General features: G+C 41.9%; 22 protein-coding genes. 16 read left to right on the forward strand and 6 right to left on the reverse strand.

Annotated elements, in window-relative coordinates; translation table 11 throughout:
- Positions 1 to 3 precede the first annotated feature (3 nt).
- The 6 genes from V5739_RS16300 (at position 4) to V5739_RS16325 (ending at position 5,136) form a co-directional block, all read left to right on the forward strand.
- Positions 4 to 954, forward strand: a complete 951-nt coding sequence (locus V5739_RS16300; RefSeq protein WP_423819035.1) for a D-2-hydroxyacid dehydrogenase — start codon at positions 4 to 6, stop codon at positions 952 to 954.
- Between the two features lie 115 nt (positions 955 to 1,069).
- Positions 1,070 to 1,681 (forward strand): DUF937 domain-containing protein, encoded by a 612-nt coding sequence (locus tag V5739_RS16305; RefSeq protein WP_423819036.1) that lies wholly within the window; start codon positions 1,070 to 1,072, stop codon positions 1,679 to 1,681.
- A 3-nt stretch (positions 1,682 to 1,684) separates the two neighbouring features.
- A complete protein-coding gene (locus V5739_RS16310; protein ID WP_345598652.1) occupies positions 1,685 to 2,110 on the forward strand; it encodes a DUF6146 family protein in 426 nt (141 codons plus the stop codon).
- 63 nt (positions 2,111 to 2,173) lie between these two features.
- Positions 2,174 to 2,491, forward strand: a complete 318-nt coding sequence (locus V5739_RS16315; protein WP_345598653.1) for a DUF6787 family protein — start codon at positions 2,174 to 2,176, stop codon at positions 2,489 to 2,491.
- Between the two features lies 1 nt (position 2,492).
- A complete protein-coding gene (locus V5739_RS16320) occupies positions 2,493 to 2,810 on the forward strand; it encodes a hypothetical protein (protein ID WP_266068208.1) in 318 nt (105 codons plus the stop codon).
- Positions 2,811 to 2,856: 46 nt separating this feature from the next.
- Entirely contained in the window at positions 2,857 to 5,136 is a 2,280-nt protein-coding gene (locus V5739_RS16325) for a TonB-dependent receptor (protein ID WP_423819037.1), read from the forward strand.
- Between the two features lie 65 nt (positions 5,137 to 5,201).
- Here the strand turns inward: V5739_RS16325 and V5739_RS16330 are convergent, their stop codons facing one another.
- Positions 5,202 to 5,510 carry a hypothetical protein gene (locus V5739_RS16330; RefSeq protein ID WP_345598655.1) on the reverse strand — a complete coding sequence of 103 codons (309 nt, stop codon included), beginning with the start codon at positions 5,508 to 5,510 and terminating at the stop codon, positions 5,202 to 5,204.
- A gap of 43 nt (positions 5,511 to 5,553) precedes the next feature.
- The gene (gene msrA / locus V5739_RS16335) at positions 5,554 to 6,105 is read right to left on the reverse strand and encodes a peptide-methionine (S)-S-oxide reductase MsrA (RefSeq protein WP_423819038.1); all 552 of its coding nucleotides are present in this window, start codon (positions 6,103 to 6,105) and stop codon (positions 5,554 to 5,556) included.
- A 107-nt stretch (positions 6,106 to 6,212) separates the two neighbouring features.
- On the opposite strand from msrA, the gene V5739_RS16340 reads away from it, so the two are divergent.
- The 7 genes from V5739_RS16340 (at position 6,213) to V5739_RS16370 (ending at position 14,518) form a co-directional block, all read left to right on the forward strand.
- Entirely contained in the window at positions 6,213 to 8,648 is a 2,436-nt protein-coding gene (locus V5739_RS16340) for a DUF5916 domain-containing protein (protein WP_423819039.1), read from the forward strand.
- Between the two features lie 23 nt (positions 8,649 to 8,671).
- The gene (locus tag V5739_RS16345) at positions 8,672 to 9,331 is read left to right on the forward strand and encodes an ABC transporter ATP-binding protein (RefSeq protein ID WP_423819040.1); all 660 of its coding nucleotides are present in this window, start codon (positions 8,672 to 8,674) and stop codon (positions 9,329 to 9,331) included.
- A 95-nt stretch (positions 9,332 to 9,426) separates the two neighbouring features.
- The gene (locus V5739_RS16350; protein ID WP_423819041.1) at positions 9,427 to 10,191 is read left to right on the forward strand and encodes a TIGR02757 family protein; all 765 of its coding nucleotides are present in this window, start codon (positions 9,427 to 9,429) and stop codon (positions 10,189 to 10,191) included.
- A gap of 111 nt (positions 10,192 to 10,302) precedes the next feature.
- Entirely contained in the window at positions 10,303 to 12,228 is a 1,926-nt protein-coding gene (locus V5739_RS16355; RefSeq protein ID WP_423819042.1) for a BatA domain-containing protein, read from the forward strand.
- Positions 12,225 to 13,478: a dihydroorotase gene (locus V5739_RS16360; RefSeq protein WP_423819043.1), complete on the forward strand. Its 1,254-nt coding sequence runs from the start codon at positions 12,225 to 12,227 to the stop codon at positions 13,476 to 13,478. Before V5739_RS16355 ends, V5739_RS16360 begins: the two co-directional genes overlap by 4 nt.
- 51 nt (positions 13,479 to 13,529) lie before the next feature.
- Positions 13,530 to 13,856: a hypothetical protein gene (locus V5739_RS16365; RefSeq protein WP_266068199.1), complete on the forward strand. Its 327-nt coding sequence runs from the start codon at positions 13,530 to 13,532 to the stop codon at positions 13,854 to 13,856.
- Positions 13,856 to 14,518, forward strand: coding sequence for an alpha/beta hydrolase (locus V5739_RS16370; protein WP_423819044.1), 663 nt, complete (start codon positions 13,856 to 13,858; stop codon positions 14,516 to 14,518). The genes V5739_RS16365 and V5739_RS16370 overlap by 1 nt, the downstream gene beginning before the upstream one ends.
- On the opposite strand, the gene V5739_RS16375 is transcribed toward V5739_RS16370, so the two are convergent.
- Both V5739_RS16375 and V5739_RS16380 read right to left on the reverse strand, forming a co-directional pair.
- Positions 14,515 to 15,012 carry a hypothetical protein gene (locus tag V5739_RS16375; RefSeq protein ID WP_423819045.1) on the reverse strand — a complete coding sequence of 166 codons (498 nt, stop codon included), beginning with the start codon at positions 15,010 to 15,012 and terminating at the stop codon, positions 14,515 to 14,517. The two genes, V5739_RS16370 and V5739_RS16375, sit on opposite strands and share 4 nt — an antisense overlap.
- Positions 15,012 to 15,773 carry an MBL fold metallo-hydrolase gene (locus V5739_RS16380; RefSeq protein ID WP_423819046.1) on the reverse strand — a complete coding sequence of 254 codons (762 nt, stop codon included), beginning with the start codon at positions 15,771 to 15,773 and terminating at the stop codon, positions 15,012 to 15,014. Before V5739_RS16380 ends, V5739_RS16375 begins: the two co-directional genes overlap by 1 nt.
- Positions 15,774 to 15,890: 117 nt before the next feature.
- On the opposite strand from V5739_RS16380, the gene V5739_RS16385 reads away from it, so the two are divergent.
- Positions 15,891 to 17,345 (forward strand): TonB-dependent receptor, encoded by a 1,455-nt coding sequence (locus V5739_RS16385; RefSeq protein ID WP_266068195.1) that lies wholly within the window; start codon positions 15,891 to 15,893, stop codon positions 17,343 to 17,345.
- A gap of 90 nt (positions 17,346 to 17,435) precedes the next feature.
- Here V5739_RS16385 and V5739_RS16390 read toward each other — a convergent pair whose 3' ends face one another.
- A complete protein-coding gene (locus V5739_RS16390) occupies positions 17,436 to 17,912 on the reverse strand; it encodes an SRPBCC family protein (RefSeq protein WP_423819047.1) in 477 nt (158 codons plus the stop codon).
- 207 nt (positions 17,913 to 18,119) lie between these two features.
- Between V5739_RS16390 and V5739_RS16395 the strand changes: the two genes are divergently transcribed.
- Complete coding sequence (locus V5739_RS16395) at positions 18,120 to 18,965, forward strand: phosphatase PAP2 family protein (protein ID WP_423819048.1); 846 nt, start codon at positions 18,120 to 18,122, stop codon at positions 18,963 to 18,965.
- Positions 18,966 to 19,025: 60 nt separating this feature from the next.
- Entirely contained in the window at positions 19,026 to 20,519 is a 1,494-nt protein-coding gene (locus V5739_RS16400; RefSeq protein ID WP_423819049.1) for a S10 family peptidase, read from the forward strand.
- A gap of 139 nt (positions 20,520 to 20,658) precedes the next feature.
- On the opposite strand, the gene V5739_RS16405 is transcribed toward V5739_RS16400, so the two are convergent.
- Complete coding sequence (locus tag V5739_RS16405; RefSeq protein ID WP_423819050.1) at positions 20,659 to 21,486, reverse strand: HAD family hydrolase; 828 nt, start codon at positions 21,484 to 21,486, stop codon at positions 20,659 to 20,661.
- Between the last annotated feature and the right edge of the window lie 225 nt (positions 21,487 to 21,711).

Below are 21,711 nucleotides of genomic sequence, written 5' to 3' on the forward strand. Positions count from 1 at the left end.
TAAATGAAAATTTTAGCAAACGACGGTATTGCTTCGGGGGGTAAAAAACAACTCGAAGAAGCCGGATTTGAAGTTATAACTACCAAAGTAGCCCAGGAGCAACTGGCTAATTTCCTTAATGAAAAAGAAATCTCGGGGCTCATAGTTCGCAGTGCCACCAAGGTGCGCAAAGAGCTCATCAATGCCTGCCCCAATTTGAAGATCATTGGCCGTGCAGGCGTGGGAATGGATAACATTGATGTTGAATACGCCCGCAGCAAGGGAGTGCATGTATTTAACACACCTGCAGCTTCTTCGGCTTCTGTAGCCGAGTTGGTATTTGCACACCTTTACGGCGGAGTGCGGTTTTTACACGACTCCAACCGGAATATGCCGCTTGAAGGAGATTCCCGTTTTAAAGAACTCAAGAAAAGCTATGCCAATGGCCGCGAATTACGCGGGAAGACCCTTGGGATCATTGGCTTTGGCCGAATAGGCAGAGAGGTTGCAAAGATCGCTCTGGGTATTGGAATGAAGGTCATCGCCAGTGATAGTACCGAAGGGGAAGCAGAGATCACGCTGGAGTTTTATAACCATCAGGAAATAAAAATTCCAATTAAGACCGAGCCAGTAGAGCAGCTGATAATGGATTCAGATTTTATAACACTTCATGTTCCGGCACAAAAGGAGCCTGTTCTGGGAAAAGAAGAGTTTGAACAGATGAAAGATGGGGTTGGAATTATAAATGCATCCAGGGGTGGCGTAATAGACGAAGTGGCACTTATAGAAGCATTAGAAAGCGGAAAAGTGGCTTTTGCAGGCCTCGATACTTTTGAGCAGGAGCCGAGCCCGGCAATTAAAGTGCTTATGAATGGTAACGTTTCTCTTAGCCCTCATATTGGTGCGGCTACAAAAGAAGCCCAGGAAAAGATTGGCTATGAACTGGCCGATGAGATCATAAAGGTGCTCAAGTAACTGATTATAAGGTGTAAATATTAAAATACTTCTGTTAAAGGAAGCATTTTTTTTGGTTAAAACTCAGCTTCCGTTTAGGAGCGCATCTTATTTTTCGTAAATTAAAAAGAAAAAAATGGCTTCAATATTAGATTTTTTAGACACTGAAAAAGGAAAGGAATTTATTCAGAAATCCAGTGAAGAAGTGAATGAATCACCAGATAAGGTGAAATCGGCTCTGGGTATGGCCCTGCCTATGATTATGGGCGCCTTGAAAAAGAATACAAGTTCTTCGGAAGGTGCAGAAAACCTGAACAAGGAATTGAATAAAGACAAACATGACGGTTCTGTACTCGATAAAATTGGCAGTGGCGGACTTTCAGGTTTGTTGGGAGAAGGTTCGGGGATTCTGGGGCATGTACTTGGCGGCAGCCAGTCAAAAATAGCTTCAGCTGTAGGTTCAGCAATAGGAATGGATTCGGCTAAAGTGAATAAACTTCTTCAAATGGCTGCACCTGTGATCATGGGTATCCTGGGAAAACAAAAGAGGAAAGAAAATATCGAAAGCAGTAGCGGTGTGGCCAGTCTTGTAGGTTCTGTACTGGGAACCAATTCTTCACACGATCAATCTATGCTCGAGACTTTTATGGATTCAGATAAAGGCGGAAAAATTGCTAAAGACGTTGCTGGCAAGATCTTTGGTAGTAAAGATAAGTCCAAAGGATTGGGCGATTTCTTTAAAGGATAAAATATGAAAAACCTGCTGTACATACTTTTTGCCGGACTTGTCATTTATAGCTGCTCTTCTACGAAGAACAGGAACTTTGGCGCTGAAGAAGCCGGGGTTCAAAATGATACCGTGCGAATAGCCAATGATAGCCTGGAGTATGAGATCATTATAATTGATCCGGGCTACTCCTACTTTCTAAATTCTGTGGCACGGCCCGAAGGTTACCACTCCCAGAGTTATCTCGAAAACAAGAACCAATTTCTGGTCACCGATTATAATAATAGGGTTCGCAGCCCTCAGCTTTACAATCCGAATATCTACGAGATGGAAATCAATTATGACCCCGATATTAATTACGGCTACGAGGTGAATTACAAGCTGTATAATTACTTTGTTTACCTCTCCCAAAAATACAATCAGCGGTTTTCTGTACCTACAAGATTGTGAACCAGATGTCTATAAACCTCACCCAGGACCTCACTTATTAATATTCTTTTTTATATTTGCCGCATGAACAAATTGAAGCAACGTTGGGGGATTTCTTCCAACTGGCAAATTTTAATTATTTTCATCGTTTTCGGTCTTACAGGTTCCTCATCCCTGTTCGTAGCGCGACCGGTGTTGGAGTTCATAGGGCTCAACCGCATGAGCTTTCCAGCAGATCTTATAGGTGCAATTAGCTATTACGCCTTGCGCATACTCATGATATTTCCGGTTTACCAGGTTTTACTGGTACTGTATGGCTGGCTTTTTGGACAATTCAGATTTTTCTGGCAATTTGAAAAAAATATGCTTTCCCGATTAGGTTTAGGCAGAATCCTGAAGTAACATGAAGCTGTGGCAAAAAATATCACTGGTCCTGTTCACCGGGTTGATCCTCTTCCCTTCGGCAGTAGACCTTGCGCATATTTTTGCGGGCCACCAGCATTACACCTGTAATCATTACGCCGAATCTCATATACATCAGGATACTGTAGATTGCGATATATTTCACTTTCAGCAAAATCCTTTCTCCTTCCCTCCTGCTGTCGCCTGGTCATTGTATGAACCACAGGTAGAAAGCCTTCACTTAAAGAAGGAGTATCTATATTTAAGTACGTTTCAAAAACTTCATTTCTCGTTAAGAGCACCCCCGGCCCTTGCGTAAGATTTACTGAAGCATTTTTTGAATTAACAACGTATTTAAAATACCCATGAAAAATATCATTTTTGGGCTGCTGTTACTAGCAGTCACTACCGGCTATAGTCAATATTCAGCCAAAGGCATTGTCATAGATGCAAATACAGAGCAACCTGTAATAGGAGCTGCCATTAAGCTTCAAAAGCCAGAACGAAGTACCATTACCAGCCTTTCCGGAGAATTCACATTAGATAATTTGACAGCGGGCAACTATGCTCTTGTTATTTCTTCTCTGGGATATGGTACCCGAACCTATCAATTTGAACTTCCGGGTGCCGGGGAGCTTAAAATCGAGCTTTTTCCCACTGCAATAGAGATGGAAGAAATCATTGTCTCTACTCCTTTTCATCAACTGCAAAGCGAGAATGTCATGAAAGTAGAACGCATAACGCGTGAAAGCTTGGAGCGTTCAGGCACCAGCAGTCTTACCGAAGGCATAAGCCAGATTGCAGGTGTTGAAACCATTACTACAGGCACTTCTATAGGGAAGCCCGTTATTCGCGGTTTAAGCTCTAATCGGGTGCTGGTCTACGCGCAGGGAGTACGCCTGGAGAACCAACAGTTTGGAGATGAACACGGCCTGGGCTTGAGCAGTTCGGGGATTGAAAGCGTAGAAGTAATTAAAGGCCCTGCTTCCCTTCTCTACGGAAGCGATGCCCTGGGCGGTGTTTTGTATTTGAATCCTGAACGTTTTGCCCCACAGGGGGAAACCGAATTTGATGCTGAAACCGCTTATTATTCCAATACCGAAGGTTTTGAAGCTAACTCAGGTGTGAAAACATCAGCTGAAAAATTCAAGTTCCTGGTTCGTGGAAACCTTGCCACGCACAGCGACTATGAAACAGGAGACGGCAGAAGAGTCACCAATACCCGCTTTACGGAATACGATCTTAAAGGTGGTGTAGGATACCGGGATGAAAATTATAAAGGTGATCTTCGCTATAACATCAACAGCAGCACTGCGGGAATTCCTGAAGAAATCGGAATTCAAAGCACTTCAAAAAGTAAAATGCTGCCTTACCAGAAGGTAGATAACCATATTTTGAGCCTTGACAACTCTTTTTATTTTGACGAGTCAAGCCTGGATGCGAAGATAGGTTACCTCTTTAACAACAGAAAAGAGTTTGAAGATGCTCACCACGAAGAGCACGGGCATGAAGAAGATCATGAACATGAAGAACTTGAGGAACATGATGAAGGACATGCAGAAGGAGAACCTGCCCTCGAAATGCACCTTGAAACCCTTAATTATGATGTAAAATATCATTTCCCTGCCCATGGAAAATTTGAGACCATTGTAGGGGTGCAGGGGATGTTCCAGTCTAATGAGAACATGGCTGAGGAGATCCTGATCCCCGATGCCCGCACCACAGATGCCGGCGTACTCGCTACCACACATTACCACCTTGAAAAATTAGATTTTCAGGCAGGCTTGCGGTACGACTTCAGAAAAATTTCTTCTGAAGCTTATGAAAATCATGATACGGAAACTGAAGTGCCGGCTTTAGAAAGGGAATTCAACAGTTATAATGGTGCTTTGGGAGTAAAGATGGATATCACTTCTAATTTCACCTCCAGGCTCAACCTAGCCACCGGATTCAGAGCTCCAAACCTGGCCGAGCTCACCTCTTACGGGAGTCATCACGGCACCAACAGGTTCGAGATTGGAAATTCCGATTTGGAGAACGAACAGAACTATCAGATAGATCTTGCGCTCGAATTCAGGAATCAGCACTTTGAAGTTTCGGCTAACGGGTTCTACAATGCTATCAATAATTACATTTTCTTAAACCCCACAGGAGAATTTATTAATGAAAATCCTGTTTTTGAGTACCTGCAGCACGATGCAAAACTTTATGGTGGAGAAGTAGGATTGCATATTCATCCACACCCTCTCGACTGGCTGCACCTTGAAAGTAATTACGAGCTCGTCATTGGAGAACAGGATAACGGGGATTATCTTCCTCTTATTCCCGCTCAATCTATTCAAAATACAATTTGGGCAGAACTCGCTGATGGAAAAACATTTAAAGATGGTTATGTAAGCCTTAGCTTAAAGTCAGTCTTTGATCAGGATAGAACAGGGCTTTTCGAGACGGAAACTGCTGGTTATTCTCTTTTAAATGCGGGAATAGGGACTTCTATAGCCTTAAATTCTGTAGAGCTGCAGGTGAAACTGGCAGGAACAAACCTTCTTGATAAAACCTACATCTCTCATCTTTCGAGATTAAAACCTGATGGTATACCCAACATGGGAAGAAATATATCTTTGGGAGTAGGATTTCAATTTTAAAATCCAGCATAAAAAAAGCCGGTTGTTCTTAAAACAACCGGCTTTTTCATTTTATATCAGTTCAACTACTTCACTCTAACTTCAATAGGCCGCAGTTCTCCAAAATCATCTTCTCTTTGCCATACAAAGGTGTATAACCACATTAAAGTAAATGTTGGAATTATATCACTAAATGGCAAAATCTCTTCAATAAATACCAGAACAGAGGCTAATTTCCCCTTTTTGCCGGGATACATAACCGACATTTTCCTGGCGGCGTAAGGAGCCCACAAAAGATCAAGGAATCCCCCAACTAACGGAACTGCTCCACTTGCCATACCAATAGCATCGTAAACCAGGCCTTTGATCAATAACTTCTTTTTATTGGTTTCCATCTATTTTTTTATTTTCTAATATCAATACAAGAAAAGTGCCATTTTATGATTCAGCTTTTACCTTCTTTGAAAACGTATGCTTCAGTTTCTGAACTTTGGGATCAATGATCACCCGGCAATATGGCTGATTCCTGTTTTGGTTGTAGTAATCGTGATGTTCCTGTTCGGCTACATAAAACTCACCCGCAGGGGCGATTTCAGTTACTATAGGGTCTTTAAATGTCTTTTCTTCTTCCAGCTTTCTTACAACATTTTCGGCGGTTTCTTTTTGAGCTTCAGAATGATAAAATATGGCACTCCTATAATGCGTACCTACATCATTTTGTTGCCGGTTAAGCGTTGTAGGGTCATGCGTGGCAAAGAACATGTACAGTAACTCTTCAAAAGTGACAATTTCGGGATCAAATTTTATTTCAATAGATTCTGCATGCCCGGTTCTTCCAGTCACCACTTCCCGGTAAGGCGGATTTTTAATATGCCCTCCGGTAAAGCCCGAAGTCACCTGTTTCACACCTTCTATACGTTGAAAGACAGCTTCGGTACACCAAAAACATCCTCCGGCCAAAGTTGCCTTTTCCATTTGTTTTTCTTCCATATTTAGTTTTTCCAAAAAATAGGCAAAAACAACGAGCCTTCCAATTATAAAATTTCAGGATTTCGTAACATTGCATTACGGGATAAATTCGCCATTAATAACACCCTATGCTCTGTAAATATCTGCTGTTACCTTTTTTTCTTTTAATAACAGGATTCCTGTTTGGTCAACAAAATGAACTTCCGCAGAAAAAGATCTACACAGCTACCAGAATTGAAGATAAACCACAGATTGACGGAATCCTGGATGATGAAATCTGGAAAGCTATTCCCGAAGCCGGGAATTTTGTAATGTACGAGCCCGGCGATGGTAAGCCTTCCCGCAGTACACATCCCAGCCAGGTAAAAATAGCCTATACCGATGAAGCTATTTACGTGGCAGCCTATCTTTATGATAACGAACCCTCTAAAATAAGGCGCGAATTTGATCAGCGCGATAACCTGCCTACTGCCGATTATTTCTTTTTTGATCTCAATACCTACAACGATGGCGAGAACCAAACGCGGTTTTACGTCACCGCCGCGGGTACGCTCGCCGATGCCAAAATGAAGAGGGACAATGAAGATTTTGCCTTTAATGTGGTATGGGAAGCAAGGGTTTCTTTAAATGAAAAGGGCTGGTTCGTAGAAATGGAGATCCCCTACTCTGCCCTGCGTTTTCCGGGCGGTGAGGAGCAGCTGTGGAGCATGCAGCTGGGAAGGCACATTAGCCACCTCAATGAAACTTATGTTTGGAATTACATCGACAAATCTATTGGGGAAAGCACCCATTATAATGGCATTTTAGAGGGGATAGAAAATATTGACGCCCCGGTACGTCTTATTTTTTACCCATACGTTTCGGGGGAAGTTGATTATATTGACGGTGAAACCACCACGGCATTCAATGCTGGAATGGATCTCAAATACGGAATTAGTGATGCCTTTACCCTCGATGCCACGCTAATCCCCGATTTTGGACAGACCGCCTATGATGAAGTGGAACTGAATCTTGGGCCTTTTGAACAGACTTTTGGTGAGAACAGGGCATTTTTTACTGAAGGAACCGAGCTATTTACCAAAGGAGACCTATTCTATTCCCGGCGTATAGGTGATACGCCTTTGGGTTTTAACAACGCGCAGGACGCCCGCCTCGAGAACGAGGAAATTGTGGAAAATCCCGAAACCACCAACCTTCTAAACGCTCTAAAGATCTCCGGAAGAACCAAAAGCGGACTTGGGATAGGGTTTTTTAATGCTATTACCGAACGGCAAAAGGCACGGTACTACAACAAAACGACGGGCGAACGAAGAGAGCTTGTCACCGAGCCGCTGGCGAATTACAACATTTTTGTACTCGACCAGCAGTTTGATCAAAAATCGTCTGTTTCTCTCATCAATACCAATGTGATTAGGGAAGGAAAGTTCAGGGATGCCAATGTTTCCGGTTTTTTGTTTGACGTTTATAACCGTGGCAGTTCCTTTAATTTTTCGGGGGAAGCAAAGATGAGCCGAATCAATTATGCCGAAAGTAACAAGACAGGATTTGCTTCACAGCTGGCTTTTGCGAGAACCAAGGGAAAATTCAGGTATGGGATCTCCCATGAATTTGCCAATAAGACCTATGACATCAATGACCTGGGGCTTAATTTCATCAGTAACTACAGCAACTTCAACTGGGAAACCTCCTACCGCATTTTTGAGCCCCACGGAATTTTCAATGAGTACAATATTCAGTTCTATGGCGACCATCAGCGGCGTTATGATCCCGATATTGCACTTACCAACAACTTTGGGTCAAGTTTCTTCGGAATGACCCGCGAAAGGTTCGCTTTTGGAGGTGATGTTAATTACAGTACACCTTTCAAGGACTTTTTTGAGCCCCGCCGGAATAATTCCTTCATCGAATATCCTGAAAATGCAGCAGCTGAAGCCTGGATCTCTTCAGATTACCGCAAAAGAATTGCGATAGATTCGCGCCTTGGGTACAACAAGTACCTGGGTAGCCCGCACGGGGAACTCAACTTCAGCTTTAGCCCCCGTTTTAGGGTTAGCAACAGGTTTATGCTTATTTATTCCTTTGAATTTATGGAGGAAAATGAGCGGGAAAGTTTTGTAGCATTACTGCCCAAAAATGTCATTTTTGGCACCCGTGATATGAAGAGCATTGAAAATTCCCTGCAGGGCAGCTACAACTTTACAAATCGGCAGGCCCTTAATTTAAGTTTCAGGAACTTCTGGTCTTCAGCAAATTTCGCCGATGACAGTTTCAGTCGTCTACGGGACAATGGCGAGCTGGTTTCCTATAACTACGAGGTTGATGAAGCAAATGATCCCGATGCAAATTTTAATGTGTGGAATCTCGATCTAAGCTACCAGTGGCGTTTTGCTCCCGGCAGTGAAATGATCCTGCTTTATCGCAATTCCATTTTCAATGTAGACAAGCAAAGTGAACTGGCTTATTTTGAAAGTGTAGAAAATCTTTTTAAACAACCGGCGAGGCATAATCTTTCGCTAAGAATTGTATATTATCTGGATTACAGCAGCATAAACAGCATAATTTAAACTTAATATTGTAACAACATACCATGATAGAAGCACATAACATCCATAAAAGTTACAATGACCTGCACGTTCTAAAAGGAGTAGACCTGCATATCCCTAAAGGCGAAATTGTCTCTATTGTAGGAGCTTCGGGGGCCGGGAAGACCACCCTGCTTCAAATTCTTGGGACCCTTGAAAAACCCGATCGCAATACCAACAGTGTCCTCAAGGTAAATTGCGTAGATGTCTATTCCCTTTCTTCAAAGGAGTTGGCGAAATTCAGAAATGAAAATATCGGATTTATATTTCAGTTTCACCAGCTGTTGCCAGAGTTTACAGCTCTTGAGAATGTATGCATCCCGGCCTATATAGGGAATAAAGATAAAACCCAGACAGAAAAAAGAGCTAAAGAATTACTGGGGTTCCTTGGCCTTTCAAAGCGGGGCGATCATAAACCGGCCGAAATGAGTGGCGGTGAGCAGCAACGTGTCGCTGTGGCGCGGTCGCTTATAAACAATCCTGGAGTGATCTTTGCCGACGAACCTTCAGGAAACCTGGACTCTGAGTCGGCTGAAAACCTGCACAGGCTCTTTTTTGATCTTCGGGAAGAATTTGGGCAAACCTTTGTGATCGTGACTCATAACGAGGAGCTGGCCAATATGGCCGACAAAAAACTGACTATGGTAGACGGTAAGATAATTTAAGGTTTAAAGTTCAAGGTTCAATATCCTTAAACCTCAAATCTCACGTCTAATGTCTCACGTCTAACATCTCAAATCTCACATCAAAAACCTGGTAAATGAATTCAACAGAACTTAAAGAATTCCTCGATTTTAAGGTTGACCAATACAATACTTCAGAATTTATTGAAACAGATCCTGTGCAAATCCCGCATTTGTTCAGCAGGAAAGAAGACATGGAAATTTCGGGATTTTTGACCGCTACGATTTCCTGGGGCAATCGTAAAAGCATTTTAAAGAATGCCAATTATTTGATGGAGCTGCTGGAATTTGCACCCTATGATTTTGTGCAGAATCATTCCGAAGCAGAGCTGGAAAAGCTTGAGAACTTCGTACATCGAACTTTCAATGGCGGCGATCTTATTTACTTCATCAAGGCGTTTCAATATATTTACAGAGAGCACAATGGCATGGAAAACATCTTTAGTAAACATTCAGGTAAAGATAGTTTACAGCCTGCAATACATGAGTTTAAGAAAATTTTTTTCGAGCTGCCTCACGAGAAGAGGACTGAAAAACATGTGAGCGATCCGCTGAAGAATTCTGCAGCCAAAAGGATCAATATGTTCCTGCGATGGATGGTAAGAAATGACAGCAGAAATGTAGATCTTGGCATTTGGAACAGCATTTCTCCGGCGCAACTCAGTTGTCCGCTTGATGTACATTCTGGAAACGTTGCCAGGAAACTGGGGCTCTTAAAACGGAAACAGAATGACGATAAAGCTTTGCTGGAGCTGGATAATAATCTTCGGAAGTTAGACCCGCAAGATCCTGTAAAATATGATTTTGCATTGTTCGGGCTTGGGGTTTTTGAGAACTATTAAGCTGAAGTAAACAGTCAAAGCTGAAATATTGTTCACTTCGGAAGTTTTAAAGATTAAATAAAAAGGTCTTGCTGAAGCCTTTTTCTATATTTGACAAAAGAATGCCTGCGCATGTACTTTAAACATCCTGAACTGCTTTACGCCCTTGTTGTGCTGGTGATTCCAATCCTGGTGCATTTGTTTCAGTTAAGAAAGTTTAAGACAACGCCATTCACGAACGTGAGGTTCCTCAAAAAGGCAGTTTTACAAACCCGCCAGAGTTCGCGCTTAAAGAAATTTTTAGTCCTTTGTACCAGGCTTCTCATGCTCACATGCCTTGTGCTGGCTTTCGCACAACCATACTTCCCTCCTGCTTCAGGGACAGTTGAGGAGACCAAAACAGTGATCTATCTCGATAATTCTTACAGTATGCAGGCGCGGGGTAAAAACGGAATTCTTTTAAAACGCAGTGTGCAGGATTTACTTGAAAATATTCCTGAAGACGACGAAGTAACTTTGTTCACCAACAACGAAGAATTCAGAAATATCCCGGGAAGTACGCTTCGGGAAAGGCTTCAGGAGATTGAGTTTGCTCCCGAAGAACTTTCCTGGGGATCTGTGGCTCTCAAGGCAAACAATCTTATTGGTTCTGCGGGAAACCTTCAGAAGAATTTTATAGCAATTTCTGATTTTCAGCACTTACAGGATTCTGTTATTCCTCTCAAAAATGGCATTTTTACGCACCTGGTCCAGTTGATCCCCGAGCGGGTTGACAATACAATGATCGATTCGGCATGGGTTACAAATGCAGGTCTAAACCAGACTGCACTCCAGGTATCCTTTTCGGCAGTGGGAGACAGGCAACAAGAAATTGCGGTAGGAATTTATGACGATGATCGGATGCTCGCCCGCAAAACCGTTACACTTCAAGAGGAAACTGAAGCACATACCACATTTAACCTGGATACAGATGTAATTCCTGACGGAAGAATCGAGATTGAAGATAACGGATTGCAATTTGACAATCAATTGTACTTTAGTATCAACGAAATTCCGCCGGTGAAGGTAGTGGCAATTGGAGACCGCGAAGTAGATTACCTGCAAAGGATCTATGGTCCCGAGGAGTTTGAACTCACCATACTTCCTGAAAACAATGTAGATTACAATGCCCTCTCCCGGGCCAACCTGGTAATTCTGAATGAGCTGAATCAAATCCCTTTTTCTTTGATAAGCAGCCTTCAGCAGTTAGTTGAAGATCGTGCGGTGGTTGTCATTGTTCCGCCGACACAGGGAAAAACTGAAGACTACAATGTATTGCTACGCAACCTGAATTTACCCCTTTTTGAAACCTTGAATGTTCAGGATAAATTAATTACCGATATCAGTTTTGAGCATCCGCTTTACAGCAGTGTTTTCAATGAAAAAGTCACAAACTTTGAATATCCCGGTGTTCAAAGCTCATATCTATTAAACAGGAGTGTTTCGGGTATTTTAGAGTATCAAAATGGAGCTCCATTTCTTTTTCAGCAAGACAATATTTTTGTGTTTACGGCAGCATTGAACCGTGAAAATTCCAACTTTAAGAACTCTCCGCTTATTGTTCCCACTTTCTATAACATTGGTAATTCGGCTATTTCAAGATCAAATCTTTACAATGTACTTGGCAAACCACAAAAAATCTCGCTTCAGGCTGAACTTCAGAAGGATGAGATCCTTAAATTATCTTCTTCTGAAAACACTTTTATTCCGCAGCAGCAAAGCTTCAGCAATAAAGTAGAGCTTACCCTGGATGACTTACCGAAAACCCCCGGCCACTACAAAGTATTACAGGACGAAAAGCTGCTGAGAACCTTCAGTTTTAATGTGCCTCGCAGTGAAAGTAATCCTGTACTCAACAAGTTGCAGGGACAGGAAGATCTTCTTGTGCACGAAAATATTTCAGAAGCTTTTTCTTTTATAAAATCGGCGAATGAAGTCGATAGCTTTTGGAAATGGTTTGTTATTTTTACTCTTGTTTTCCTACTTGCTGAAATACTAATTCTAAAATACCTCAAATGAAAATACTCGTCAAATCTGCCCGGATAGTTGATAACGAAAGTCCGTACAACAACAAGGTCATGGACATCCTGGTAGAGAATGGTCTCATTGCAGAAATAGCACCAGAAATCAAGGTCAAAAAAGCCGATCTTGAAATAAAATTTGATAATCTTCATGTTTCGCAGGGATGGTTTGACAGTAGTGTTTCTTTTGGGGAGCCAGGATTTGAAGAAAGGGAAACCTTGAAAAACGGACTAAAAACAGCAGCTAAAAGCGGATTCACAGCCATTGCCCTAAACCCCGGGAATGACCCGGTGACCGATAACACAGGCGCGGTATCTTATCTTAAAAACAAAGCTGAAAAGCAGCCGGTAACTGTGCTGCCAATTGGGGCACTTACCCGCAAAAGTGAGGGTCGTGATATGGCCGAACTTTACGATATGCAACAGGCCGGCGCGGTGGCTTTTGGAGATTTTAAAAAACCTGTTTCCAATCCTAATCTTTTGAAGCTTGCCCTGCAGTACTCCCAGAATTTTGACGGACTGGTGATGTCATTTCCGCAGGAAGAAAGGATAGCGCTTCAAGGGCAGGTCAATGAGCATGAGAACAGTACCCAACTTGGCCTGAAGGGAATTCCGGCCCTGGCTGAAGAATTGCAAATCATTAGAGATCTTTATATCCTGGAATATACGGGAGGTAAACTTCACATCCCTACCATTTCAACAGCAACATCTGTAGAACTCATTAGGGACGCTAAAGAAAGAGGGCTGGATGTGTCTTGCAGTGTGGCTATTCATAACCTCTTTTTTACAGATGAAATGTTGCATGAATTTGACACCAATGCCAAAGTGCTTCCACCTTTAAGAACCAAAAGCGATATCAAGGCTCTTATCGCGGGAGTAAAAGATGAAACTATAGATATGATAACCTGCGACCACATCCCTATGGATTCTGAACATAAAAAAGTGGAGTTCGATAATGCCCTTTTTGGAACCCTGGGGCTGGAATCGGCTTTGGGCGCTTTACTGCAGTTGTTTTCAATTAAGACTACAGTGAAATTACTTACTTCGGGCAAATGGAGATTTGGGCTTGGCGAAGGAGTTATTGACGAAGGGCTTCCTGCTAACTTCAGTTTTTTTAATCCTGAAGGAGAATATACCTTTCAAAAAGAGCATATTTTGAGTGCTTCCAAAAACAGCCTTTTCCTTGGAAAAAAATTAAAAGGGAAAGTATACGGTATTCTGGTGGGTGAAGAATATTTAGCTTCTTAAGACCGGTAAGGAAGCGCAGAATTCCGTAAATTTACCCCTAAATTATCTCTTATGGACAGTGTAGCCAACCAAGGGAAAGCTGCAGCAATTTGGGCCTATCTTACTATTATAGGAACTATTATTGCTTACTTTCTCAACAATGATTCAAAGAACCCGTTTGCTTCTTTTCACATTCGGCAGGCGCTGGGAATTCACATCACCTTTTACCTTTTGGGAATAATTGTTTCGTGGTTTAACACCTGGCTTATTTCGGCACCATTCTACCTCTTTATCATCATTTTATGGGGTTATGGCTTACTTGCTGCCATACAGGGAGAAAAGAACGAAGTACCCATTTTAGGAAAACAATTTCAAAATTGGTTTAGCACAATAAATTAATGGAAGCAGAAACATTCACCCTATATCATTTAGTAAGAAAACCCAAAAAAACTGTAGAAAAGGCCCCTTTGCTCATCATGCTACATGGCTACGGAAGCAATGAAGAAGATCTATTTTCTTTTGCAGACGAGTTGCCCGAGGAGCTTTTTATTATTTCTGTAAGGGCACCTTATCCCCTGCCTCCTTATGGCAATGCCTGGTATGCGATTCACTGGGATGGCAGCAGCAACGGCAAATTCAGTGATGATGATCAGGCAGTTATCTCGAGGGAAAAGATCGTGCAGTTTATAGACGAAGTAACCGAAAATTATCCCGTAGATGCCAAAAATGTTACTTTACTTGGCTTCAGCCAGGGATGTATCCTCAGCTTTAGTGTGGCACTTTCGTATCCCGAAAAGATCAAAAACGTGGTTGGCCTTAGCGGGTATATCAATAAAGAAATCCTGAAAAAAGGATATGAAAACAATGATTTTTCAGGACTTTCAGTTTACAGTTCCCACGGTACGGTAGATCAGGTAATCCCTGTGGAATGGGCCCGCAAGACGGCACCTTTCCTGGATTCCTTAAATATTGACAATACTTATTCAGAATTTCCTGTAGGTCATGGCGTTGCGCCACAAAATCTTATGGAGATCAAACAATGGCTTAAGGAGCACCTTTAATTGCGGGGATACAAGAGGGCTTTTTCAGTAAAAATCTCTACTGTGCCAGTGTCGTCAATTTCAAAACTAACAAAGAGGTCACCCCAATAAAGACCATCGGTGAAACTTGCTATGGCCCATTTGTGGTTTAGCAGTTTCACCTTATTAATTCTGAAAGGGCCATTCATGCCTTCATAAGGAATAAGGTCATTATCGGCATCTACCGCGTTTCTGCTTACAAGAGCTTCCTCTACATTTTTCATCACTTCGGCAGGATCAAGCCCCCTATCTTCAAGGTATGAAAGCGCTTCCTCATTAGAGGCTAATGAAAATGATTTTTCCTGTGAAGCATTTTCTGCGACAGGTTGAGCATTCGCTCTTTGCTCTTCAAGTTCCTTTTTTAGATATTCTATTTCTTTTTCTTTAGATGCCAGTACTTTAGACCCATTCATATAAAAGACTACCGCCAGTAAAGCAGTAAAAACAAACAGGTACATTAAAAAACTCTTGCGCATTAAATTTCAATTTGAAGGTTATCATAGGCCAAAAACACATTTTTGGGAAGTTCGGCCTGTACCGCTTTATGAAAACCCATATGTTGGCTTATGTGAGTGAGATAGGCTTTTTCTGGCCCTATTTTTTCTATAAACTCTAGGGCTTCCTGTAGATTAAAGTGGGAATGGTGAGGTTCTTTCCGCAGCGCATTAACAACCAGCACATCTACTCCTTTTAGCTTTTCGGCCTCTTCTTCTTCTATGGTCTTTGCATCTGTGATATAGGCAAAGTCTCTAATTCTAAAACCAAAAACCTGTACCCGGTTATGCATCACGTTTACGGGAATAATATTTATCCCTTTTACAGGGAACGCCTTATTTTCAATGATATGCTCCTGTACACTGGGTGCACCCGGATATTTATTTTCTGAAGCAAAAATGTACTCGAACCGTTTTTGTAAAGAAGCCATTACCCTTTCATGAGCATAAACCGGAATATCTCCCTGCCTGAAGAAATAAGGCCGTATATCATCCAGCCCAATAGTATGGTCACTGTGTTCATGGGTGTATAAAATAGCATCTACCCGCTGCACATTATTAGTGAGCATTTGTTGCCTGAAATCTGGCCCGCAGTCAATGAGAATATTGTGTTCGTCTACTTCAACAAGAACCGAAACCCGCAACCTTTTATCTTTGGGGTCTTCGCTTTTACAAACCGGGTGGTCACTACCTATAACGGGTATTCCTTGTGATGTTCCTGTACCTAAAAACGTAACTTTCAATGCTCTTAATTTTACCACAAAACTAAGTATTATTTTTTGTTTAGCCCTCCATTTTAGTACCTTTGACTACGAACTAAGCCGTTCCTACAAAGGAAAGTTTGTACAAAAAAAATAGCTATGCCAATAACTATAATGGGTGACCGGGAATTTGAAAATGTCCCGTCGATAAAGAGTAAAGCTTTACGCATCAACCTAAACGAAAATATCTACGGAACTTTTTCTGAAATAGGTGCCGGGCAGGAAACTGTACGTAACTTCTTTAGAGCCGGTGGTGCTTCAGGGACTATTGCAAAGGCCATGAGCGCCTATGATAAAGACTTTAGTGATGCAATTTACGGGATCGAGGATGACCGAAGATATGTCACCGAAGAACGTTTAAAAAAAATGCTCACACATGAGACCAATCTCATTGAGCAAAGGATATCCCGCGAAAAACACCCCAACAAATTATTTTTCACCTACGCCAACACAGTGGCCACCATTGATTTTGCCAAGAAATATAAAGGTCATGGCTGGGTAGGAATTAAATACCAGGTGCATCCTGAAGAAGACTACAACGAGATCAGCCTCCACGTGCGTTTTCACGAAAACGATGCTCGCTTGCAGCAAAACACGTTAGGGATCCTGGGAGTAAATTTGATCTACGGAGCTTATTACAAGTACGACAACCCAAAGAAATTACTTCGTTATCTTTACGACCACATAGATAAAGACCAGATAGAGATTGATACCATCAACTTTTCGGGCCCTCGATTTGAAAAGGTCGATAACAGGTTGATGAGTTTACAACTGGTTAAAAACGGAATGACAGAGGCGGTAATGTTCGCCCCCGATGGGAATAACGTTTTACCGGCTAAGATCCTTTACAAAAAGAACATTCTGGCCTTGCGCGGTAGCTTTAGACCGGTGACCAAGGTGAATATGGACATGTACAAGCGCTCTTTGGAACTTTTCCTTAATGAGAACAGGGTTTCTGAAGAAAATACAGAAGTAATCTTTGAAATTACCCTTTCAAACCTTCGGGCGGAAGGAGAGATTGATGAAAGGGATTTTATGGACAGGGCAGAATTACTTTGTTCCCTAGGTCAAACCGTGATGATCTCAAACTTCCAGGAGTACTATAAGGTTGTAGAATATTTCTCCCGCTATACCAAAGAACGCATGGGTCTTGCAATGGGTGTAAACAACCTGGTAGATATCTTTGATGAGAAATACTACAGGCACCTGAGTGGAGGGATCCTGGAGGCATTCGGAAAGTTGTTCTTCAAAGATCTCAAGGTTTATTTATATCCGTTCAAAGATCGTGAGACCGGCGAGATCACAACCAGTGATACCCTGAAAGTACATCCAAGAATGAAGGAGCTGTACAAGTTCTTTAAATACAACGGAAAGGTTGTGGATATTACAAATTACGACCCGGCTATATTAGATATTTTCTCCAGGGAAGTACTACAATTAATTGCTGAAGGTAAAGGTGGATGGGAAGATATGTTGCCCGAAAAAACCACAGCAATGATCAAAGAGCACGATCTGTTTAGTCACTACAAACAAAAATCAGCTCAAAAGATCTAAACTCGCAGGAATAAGATTTTAAATAATATCTGAAACAGGCCGTTTAAATTGCTCTTATGCTTCTTTTAGAGAGGTGCCAAAAAGGGTAATTTAAACGGCCTCTTTTTTATAGCTCCCAAACAATTCAATAAGTTTCTTTCTTCTGAAGTTGAAAATTTCCTCCAGTTTGGGTTTGACCATCAAAGGATGAACTGCCTGCCCTATTACTCCGAAGGGAAGTTTATAATCTACAATATCTTCCATCTCTACGCCGCCATCTATTTCCCTAAAAAAATGTTTATGGTGCCAAAGAGCATAAGGACCAAACCTCTGTTCATCTACAAAATAATAAGGTTCTTTGACATGAGTGATTTCTGTCACCCATTTTGTTTTAATTCCAGCTACGGGAGTAACTATATATTGAATGATTTGTCCGGCAAACATTGGCCTATCCCCTCCCGATATAATATCGAAACCCATATAAGACGGTGTGATTACTTTGAGGTTTGCAGGACTGGAAAAAAAATTCCACGCCTCCTCCAAAGAAATCGGTAATTTCTGAACAGTGTGTAACTGATATATTTTCATAGCAATCTTTTTCCAAAGGTAAGTTTTGTTTTAATATTTCTAAATAAACATAAACAAAATATTTCCTTTACTTATGGATTTAATTCCTCAGGAAGAAGGTTGGATTTCTGAAATTTTTCTGAAAACCCTTGCTATCACTCTTATAATTGCGTTAATGCTTCAGGTTGTAAAAAGTAAAAGACCGAGCTTTGATTAAAACCCCAAAAGATGAAGAAACCAATTTGTGTAATAGTTTTACTTTTTTGCTTTACTTTTTCCACTTACTCTCAATCTTTTTCCACCTCCAATAGCGATACCTCACAATCCCCATACAAGATCAGCTGGAAGCTTGATGCTCCCTGGGTGGGTGTGGGATTAGGTTTGAACGTGCTGGGTTTTAAATTAATTCAGGACAAAGATGATCTCACTATTGAAGAACTTAACGATTTATCAAAAGATGATGTGCCGGGTATGGACCGTTTCCTGGCGGGAAATCACAGTGACAGGGCCGATAAGATAAGCTACTATCCTTTTTATGGGTCTTTTGCAGTTCCTGTAATTATGATGGTGGCAGATGGCAATATGCGGTCAAACGCCGGACAAATTTCAGTAATGTTCCTGGAAAGTATGGCTACAACAGGAGCTTTATATACTATTTCTGCAGGTTTGGTAGACAGGGCGCGACCTTTAGCATATAACACCTCTGTTCCCGAAGAAGATCGTAGGGAAAGTGGGGCGCAAAGATCCTTTTTTGCAGGACATACTGCAGCTACGGCCTCCGCTACTTTTTTTGCGGCCAAGATCTACAATGATTTCTATCCAGATTCGGCAGCGAAACCGTATGTGTGGACTGCAGCAGCGATTGTTCCTGCCTGGGTGGCCTATCTCAGGGCTGAAGCCGGGAAACACTTCCTCACCGATAATATTGTAGGGTATGCTGTGGGTGCAGCAAGCGGAATTCTTATTCCGGAGCTTCACAAGAGGGATGAACAGAATTTTCAGGTATCTCCGGCTATGGGAGTCGATATAAGGGGAAATGAATTCCAGGGGCTGTCCTTTAGTTACAGCTTCTAAAAAACGGAGCAGGTTCTTCTGATTTTTTCTATTTTTAGGTTTTTTAACCAAGAACCTGAAATGAAAAAAATTACTTTCCTCGCAATCTTATTTGCTGTTTTACATGCCGAAGTCCGGGCACAGGACGTCCAGATCCCTGTTGACACTACTGTAGTTACCTCCCACAGGGTGAACATAAACGGGCAGAGAATCGACTACACAGCAACCACAGGTATGCAACCTGTTTGGAATGAAGATGGTGAAACCATTGCCAGTCTCTTCTATACCTATTACAAACGCAGTGGTATTAATGAATTAAAGAACCGGCCACTGGTGATTTCCTTTAATGGCGGGCCTGGTTCTGCATCTGTCTGGATGCACCTTGCCTATACTGGCCCGCGAGTTTTGGAGATAGATCCCGAAGGTTTCCCTATTCAGCCTTACGGCACCAAAGAGAATCCGTATTCAATTCTTGATATTGCCGATATTGTTTATGTAAATCCTGTAAATACTGGTTTTTCAAGGATCATTGAGCCAAAAGGTGAGAAAAAACAGAATCGGGATCAGTTCTTTGGAGTGAATGCCGATGTTAGCTATCTCGCAAAGTGGATCAACACCTTTGTGACCAGGTATGACCGCTGGCTATCTCCAAAATATTTGATTGGCGAAAGCTATGGAACTACCCGGGTTTCCGGTTTGGCCCTCGAACTTCAGAATTCACAGTGGATGTATTTAAATGGCGTAATCCTTGTTTCTCCTACAGATATTGGAATAGACCGTGAAGGCCCTGTAGAAGTCGCAAACCGCCTCCCCTACTTTACTGCCTCCGCTTGGTACCACAACCTGCTTCCGCAAGATCTTCAAAAAAGGGATTTGGAAGAGTTGCTTCCCGAAGTTGAACAATACGCAATAAATGAATTACTTCCTGCTCTTGCCAAAGGAGGTTTCCTGGAGCAGGATAAGAAAGAAGAAGTGGCTTCAACTATGGCCCGCTATTCCGGGATTTCTGAGAAGGAAATTCTTCAGCATAATTTAGAAGTACCCTATAATTACTTTTGGAAAGATTTGCTGAGAGATCAAAAAGGTATGACCGTGGGAAGACTTGATTCCCGCTATGTTGGCCTAGACCGCAAAGAAGCCGGAGATTCCCCCGATTATAATGCTGAACTCACCTCATGGCTGCATTCTTTTACTCCGGCAATCAATCATTACCTTAGGAATGATCTTAAATTTAAGACAGACCTTACCTATTATATGTTCGGCCCCGTGCACCCATGGGACCGAAGCCGCGATAATACCGGGGAAAACCTGCGTCAGGCCATGGCTCAGAATCCTAACCTTGATGTGCTTATTCAGAGTGGGTATTTTGATGGGGCAACCACATATTTTGATGCAAAATATACCATGTGGCAGCTGGATCCCAGCGGAAAAATGCGCGACAGGTTAAGCTTTAAAGGATATCGCAGCGGGCATATGATGTACCTTCGGAATGAGGACCTTAAAAAGGCCAATGATGATGTGAGGGAATTTATTCAGAAATCATTACCACAACCGGGAACACCTGCAACTTACTAATAGGTTGTATTAAACTGAAAAGGTCGCCTGAAATGCCATTTTTGACACCCTAAAATAGTTACAGGTGTTAATTACAGCTTTTGAGGCGACTTTTTATTTTCTGAAATCCTGATCTACTGGTTTTAAATTCTGCAATTACTTATAAAGACTGCGCCTTCGCAGCTTTTAAGCCTTTAAGCAGCTCTTCCAGTACCTTTTCCACTCCCAGTTCGTCATTGCTGCCGGCGTGGTGCGTAGCCACGGCTTTCACTTCTTTATGTGCGTTTTGCATAGCGTAGCTGTAGCCCGAATGTTCAAATAGTTCCAGGTCGTTTAGATAATCTCCAAAAGCAACCGTTTCTTCTTTCTTAATGTTCATATGCTCCTGTACGGCAATGAGCGCATTTCCTTTTTGAGCTTCCTTATGGTTAAAATCTATCCAAATTTCTCCGGAAAGTTTTACCTGCAGGCGATCTTCAAAATGCTTTAGGTGAGGCAGGGAATTTTTCTCGGCTCCTGAAAGATCACAAATAGTGAATTTTAGAAAAAGGTCGTCCTCTACTTCCAACAGGTCATCTACCACTTTGTATTTCTCATAATGATTAAGAAACGGCTCCATAAATTCGGGAGCTGTACTTTCAATGTAGGCTTGTTCCCTTCCGCAGAGAATTAGATACTTATTTTCAAGTTTTCGAACTTCCTGAATAAGTTCGTGCACTACCTCTTTTTTCATGGGTACAACGTGTAATTCCTGCTCATGCTGCATTACAATAGCTCCATTTTCGGCTATGTAAATAAGCTCATCTTTAATCTCGTCCATTCGCTCCCTAAGGCTGTAGTACTGCCTGCCACTGGCCACGGCAAATTTAATCTCCTGCTCCTGCAAGTCTTTAAAAATCTTTAAAAACTGCGGACTCACCTCGTGCTTGCTGTTCAACAAAGTTCCATCCATGTCACTCACCACGAGCTTTATCTTTGAATAATCCATATCCTTTACTATTGAAAAAAGGCAAAAATAAGGGAAGTTTCAGGCAACGAAGAATGTAGAGCGTTAATTTGTGTAAAGGATGTTTCAGTTTTTACAGGAATTTGGCCGGTAAGGCAAATATTTGTCATTTTTAGGAGGTTTTTTCAGCAGAAGTACTTCCGAAGAAATATTTTTAAGTCAGTTTCAGCATACAAACAGCTTCGGAAATTAAGAAAAAAGTTCAGT

This window comes from Salinimicrobium sp. TIG7-5_MAKvit, assembly GCF_049569215.1.
GTDB classification, from domain to species: domain Bacteria; phylum Bacteroidota; class Bacteroidia; order Flavobacteriales; family Flavobacteriaceae; genus Salinimicrobium; species Salinimicrobium profundisediminis.

What these genes read in the sequence shown, in the direction of transcription:
- V5739_RS16300 (WP_423819035.1), top strand. Translation starts at nt 4, where the DNA reads ATGAAAATTTTAGCAAACGACGGTATTGCTTCGGGGGGTAAAAAACAA.
- V5739_RS16305 (WP_423819036.1), top strand. Translation starts at nt 1,070, where the DNA reads ATGGCTTCAATATTAGATTTTTTAGACACTGAAAAAGGAAAGGAATTT.
- V5739_RS16310 (WP_345598652.1), top strand. Translation starts at nt 1,685, where the DNA reads ATGAAAAACCTGCTGTACATACTTTTTGCCGGACTTGTCATTTATAGC.
- V5739_RS16315 (WP_345598653.1), top strand. Translation starts at nt 2,174, where the DNA reads ATGAACAAATTGAAGCAACGTTGGGGGATTTCTTCCAACTGGCAAATT.
- V5739_RS16320 (WP_266068208.1), top strand. Translation starts at nt 2,493, where the DNA reads ATGAAGCTGTGGCAAAAAATATCACTGGTCCTGTTCACCGGGTTGATC.
- V5739_RS16325 (WP_423819037.1), top strand. Translation starts at nt 2,857, where the DNA reads ATGAAAAATATCATTTTTGGGCTGCTGTTACTAGCAGTCACTACCGGC.
- V5739_RS16330 (WP_345598655.1), bottom strand. Translation starts at nt 5,510, where the DNA reads ATGGAAACCAATAAAAAGAAGTTATTGATCAAAGGCCTGGTTTACGAT.
- msrA (WP_423819038.1), bottom strand. Translation starts at nt 6,105, where the DNA reads ATGGAAGAAAAACAAATGGAAAAGGCAACTTTGGCCGGAGGATGTTTT.
- V5739_RS16340 (WP_423819039.1), top strand. Translation starts at nt 6,213, where the DNA reads ATGCTCTGTAAATATCTGCTGTTACCTTTTTTTCTTTTAATAACAGGA.
- V5739_RS16345 (WP_423819040.1), top strand. Translation starts at nt 8,672, where the DNA reads ATGATAGAAGCACATAACATCCATAAAAGTTACAATGACCTGCACGTT.
- V5739_RS16350 (WP_423819041.1), top strand. Translation starts at nt 9,427, where the DNA reads ATGAATTCAACAGAACTTAAAGAATTCCTCGATTTTAAGGTTGACCAA.
- V5739_RS16355 (WP_423819042.1), top strand. Translation starts at nt 10,303, where the DNA reads ATGTACTTTAAACATCCTGAACTGCTTTACGCCCTTGTTGTGCTGGTG.
- V5739_RS16360 (WP_423819043.1), top strand. Translation starts at nt 12,225, where the DNA reads ATGAAAATACTCGTCAAATCTGCCCGGATAGTTGATAACGAAAGTCCG.
- V5739_RS16365 (WP_266068199.1), top strand. Translation starts at nt 13,530, where the DNA reads ATGGACAGTGTAGCCAACCAAGGGAAAGCTGCAGCAATTTGGGCCTAT.
- V5739_RS16370 (WP_423819044.1), top strand. Translation starts at nt 13,856, where the DNA reads ATGGAAGCAGAAACATTCACCCTATATCATTTAGTAAGAAAACCCAAA.
- V5739_RS16375 (WP_423819045.1), bottom strand. Translation starts at nt 15,012, where the DNA reads ATGCGCAAGAGTTTTTTAATGTACCTGTTTGTTTTTACTGCTTTACTG.
- V5739_RS16385 (WP_266068195.1), top strand. Translation starts at nt 15,891, where the DNA reads ATGCCAATAACTATAATGGGTGACCGGGAATTTGAAAATGTCCCGTCG.
- V5739_RS16390 (WP_423819047.1), bottom strand. Translation starts at nt 17,912, where the DNA reads ATGAAAATATATCAGTTACACACTGTTCAGAAATTACCGATTTCTTTG.
- V5739_RS16395 (WP_423819048.1), top strand. Translation starts at nt 18,120, where the DNA reads ATGAAGAAACCAATTTGTGTAATAGTTTTACTTTTTTGCTTTACTTTT.
- V5739_RS16400 (WP_423819049.1), top strand. Translation starts at nt 19,026, where the DNA reads ATGAAAAAAATTACTTTCCTCGCAATCTTATTTGCTGTTTTACATGCC.
- V5739_RS16405 (WP_423819050.1), bottom strand. Translation starts at nt 21,486, where the DNA reads ATGGATTATTCAAAGATAAAGCTCGTGGTGAGTGACATGGATGGAACT.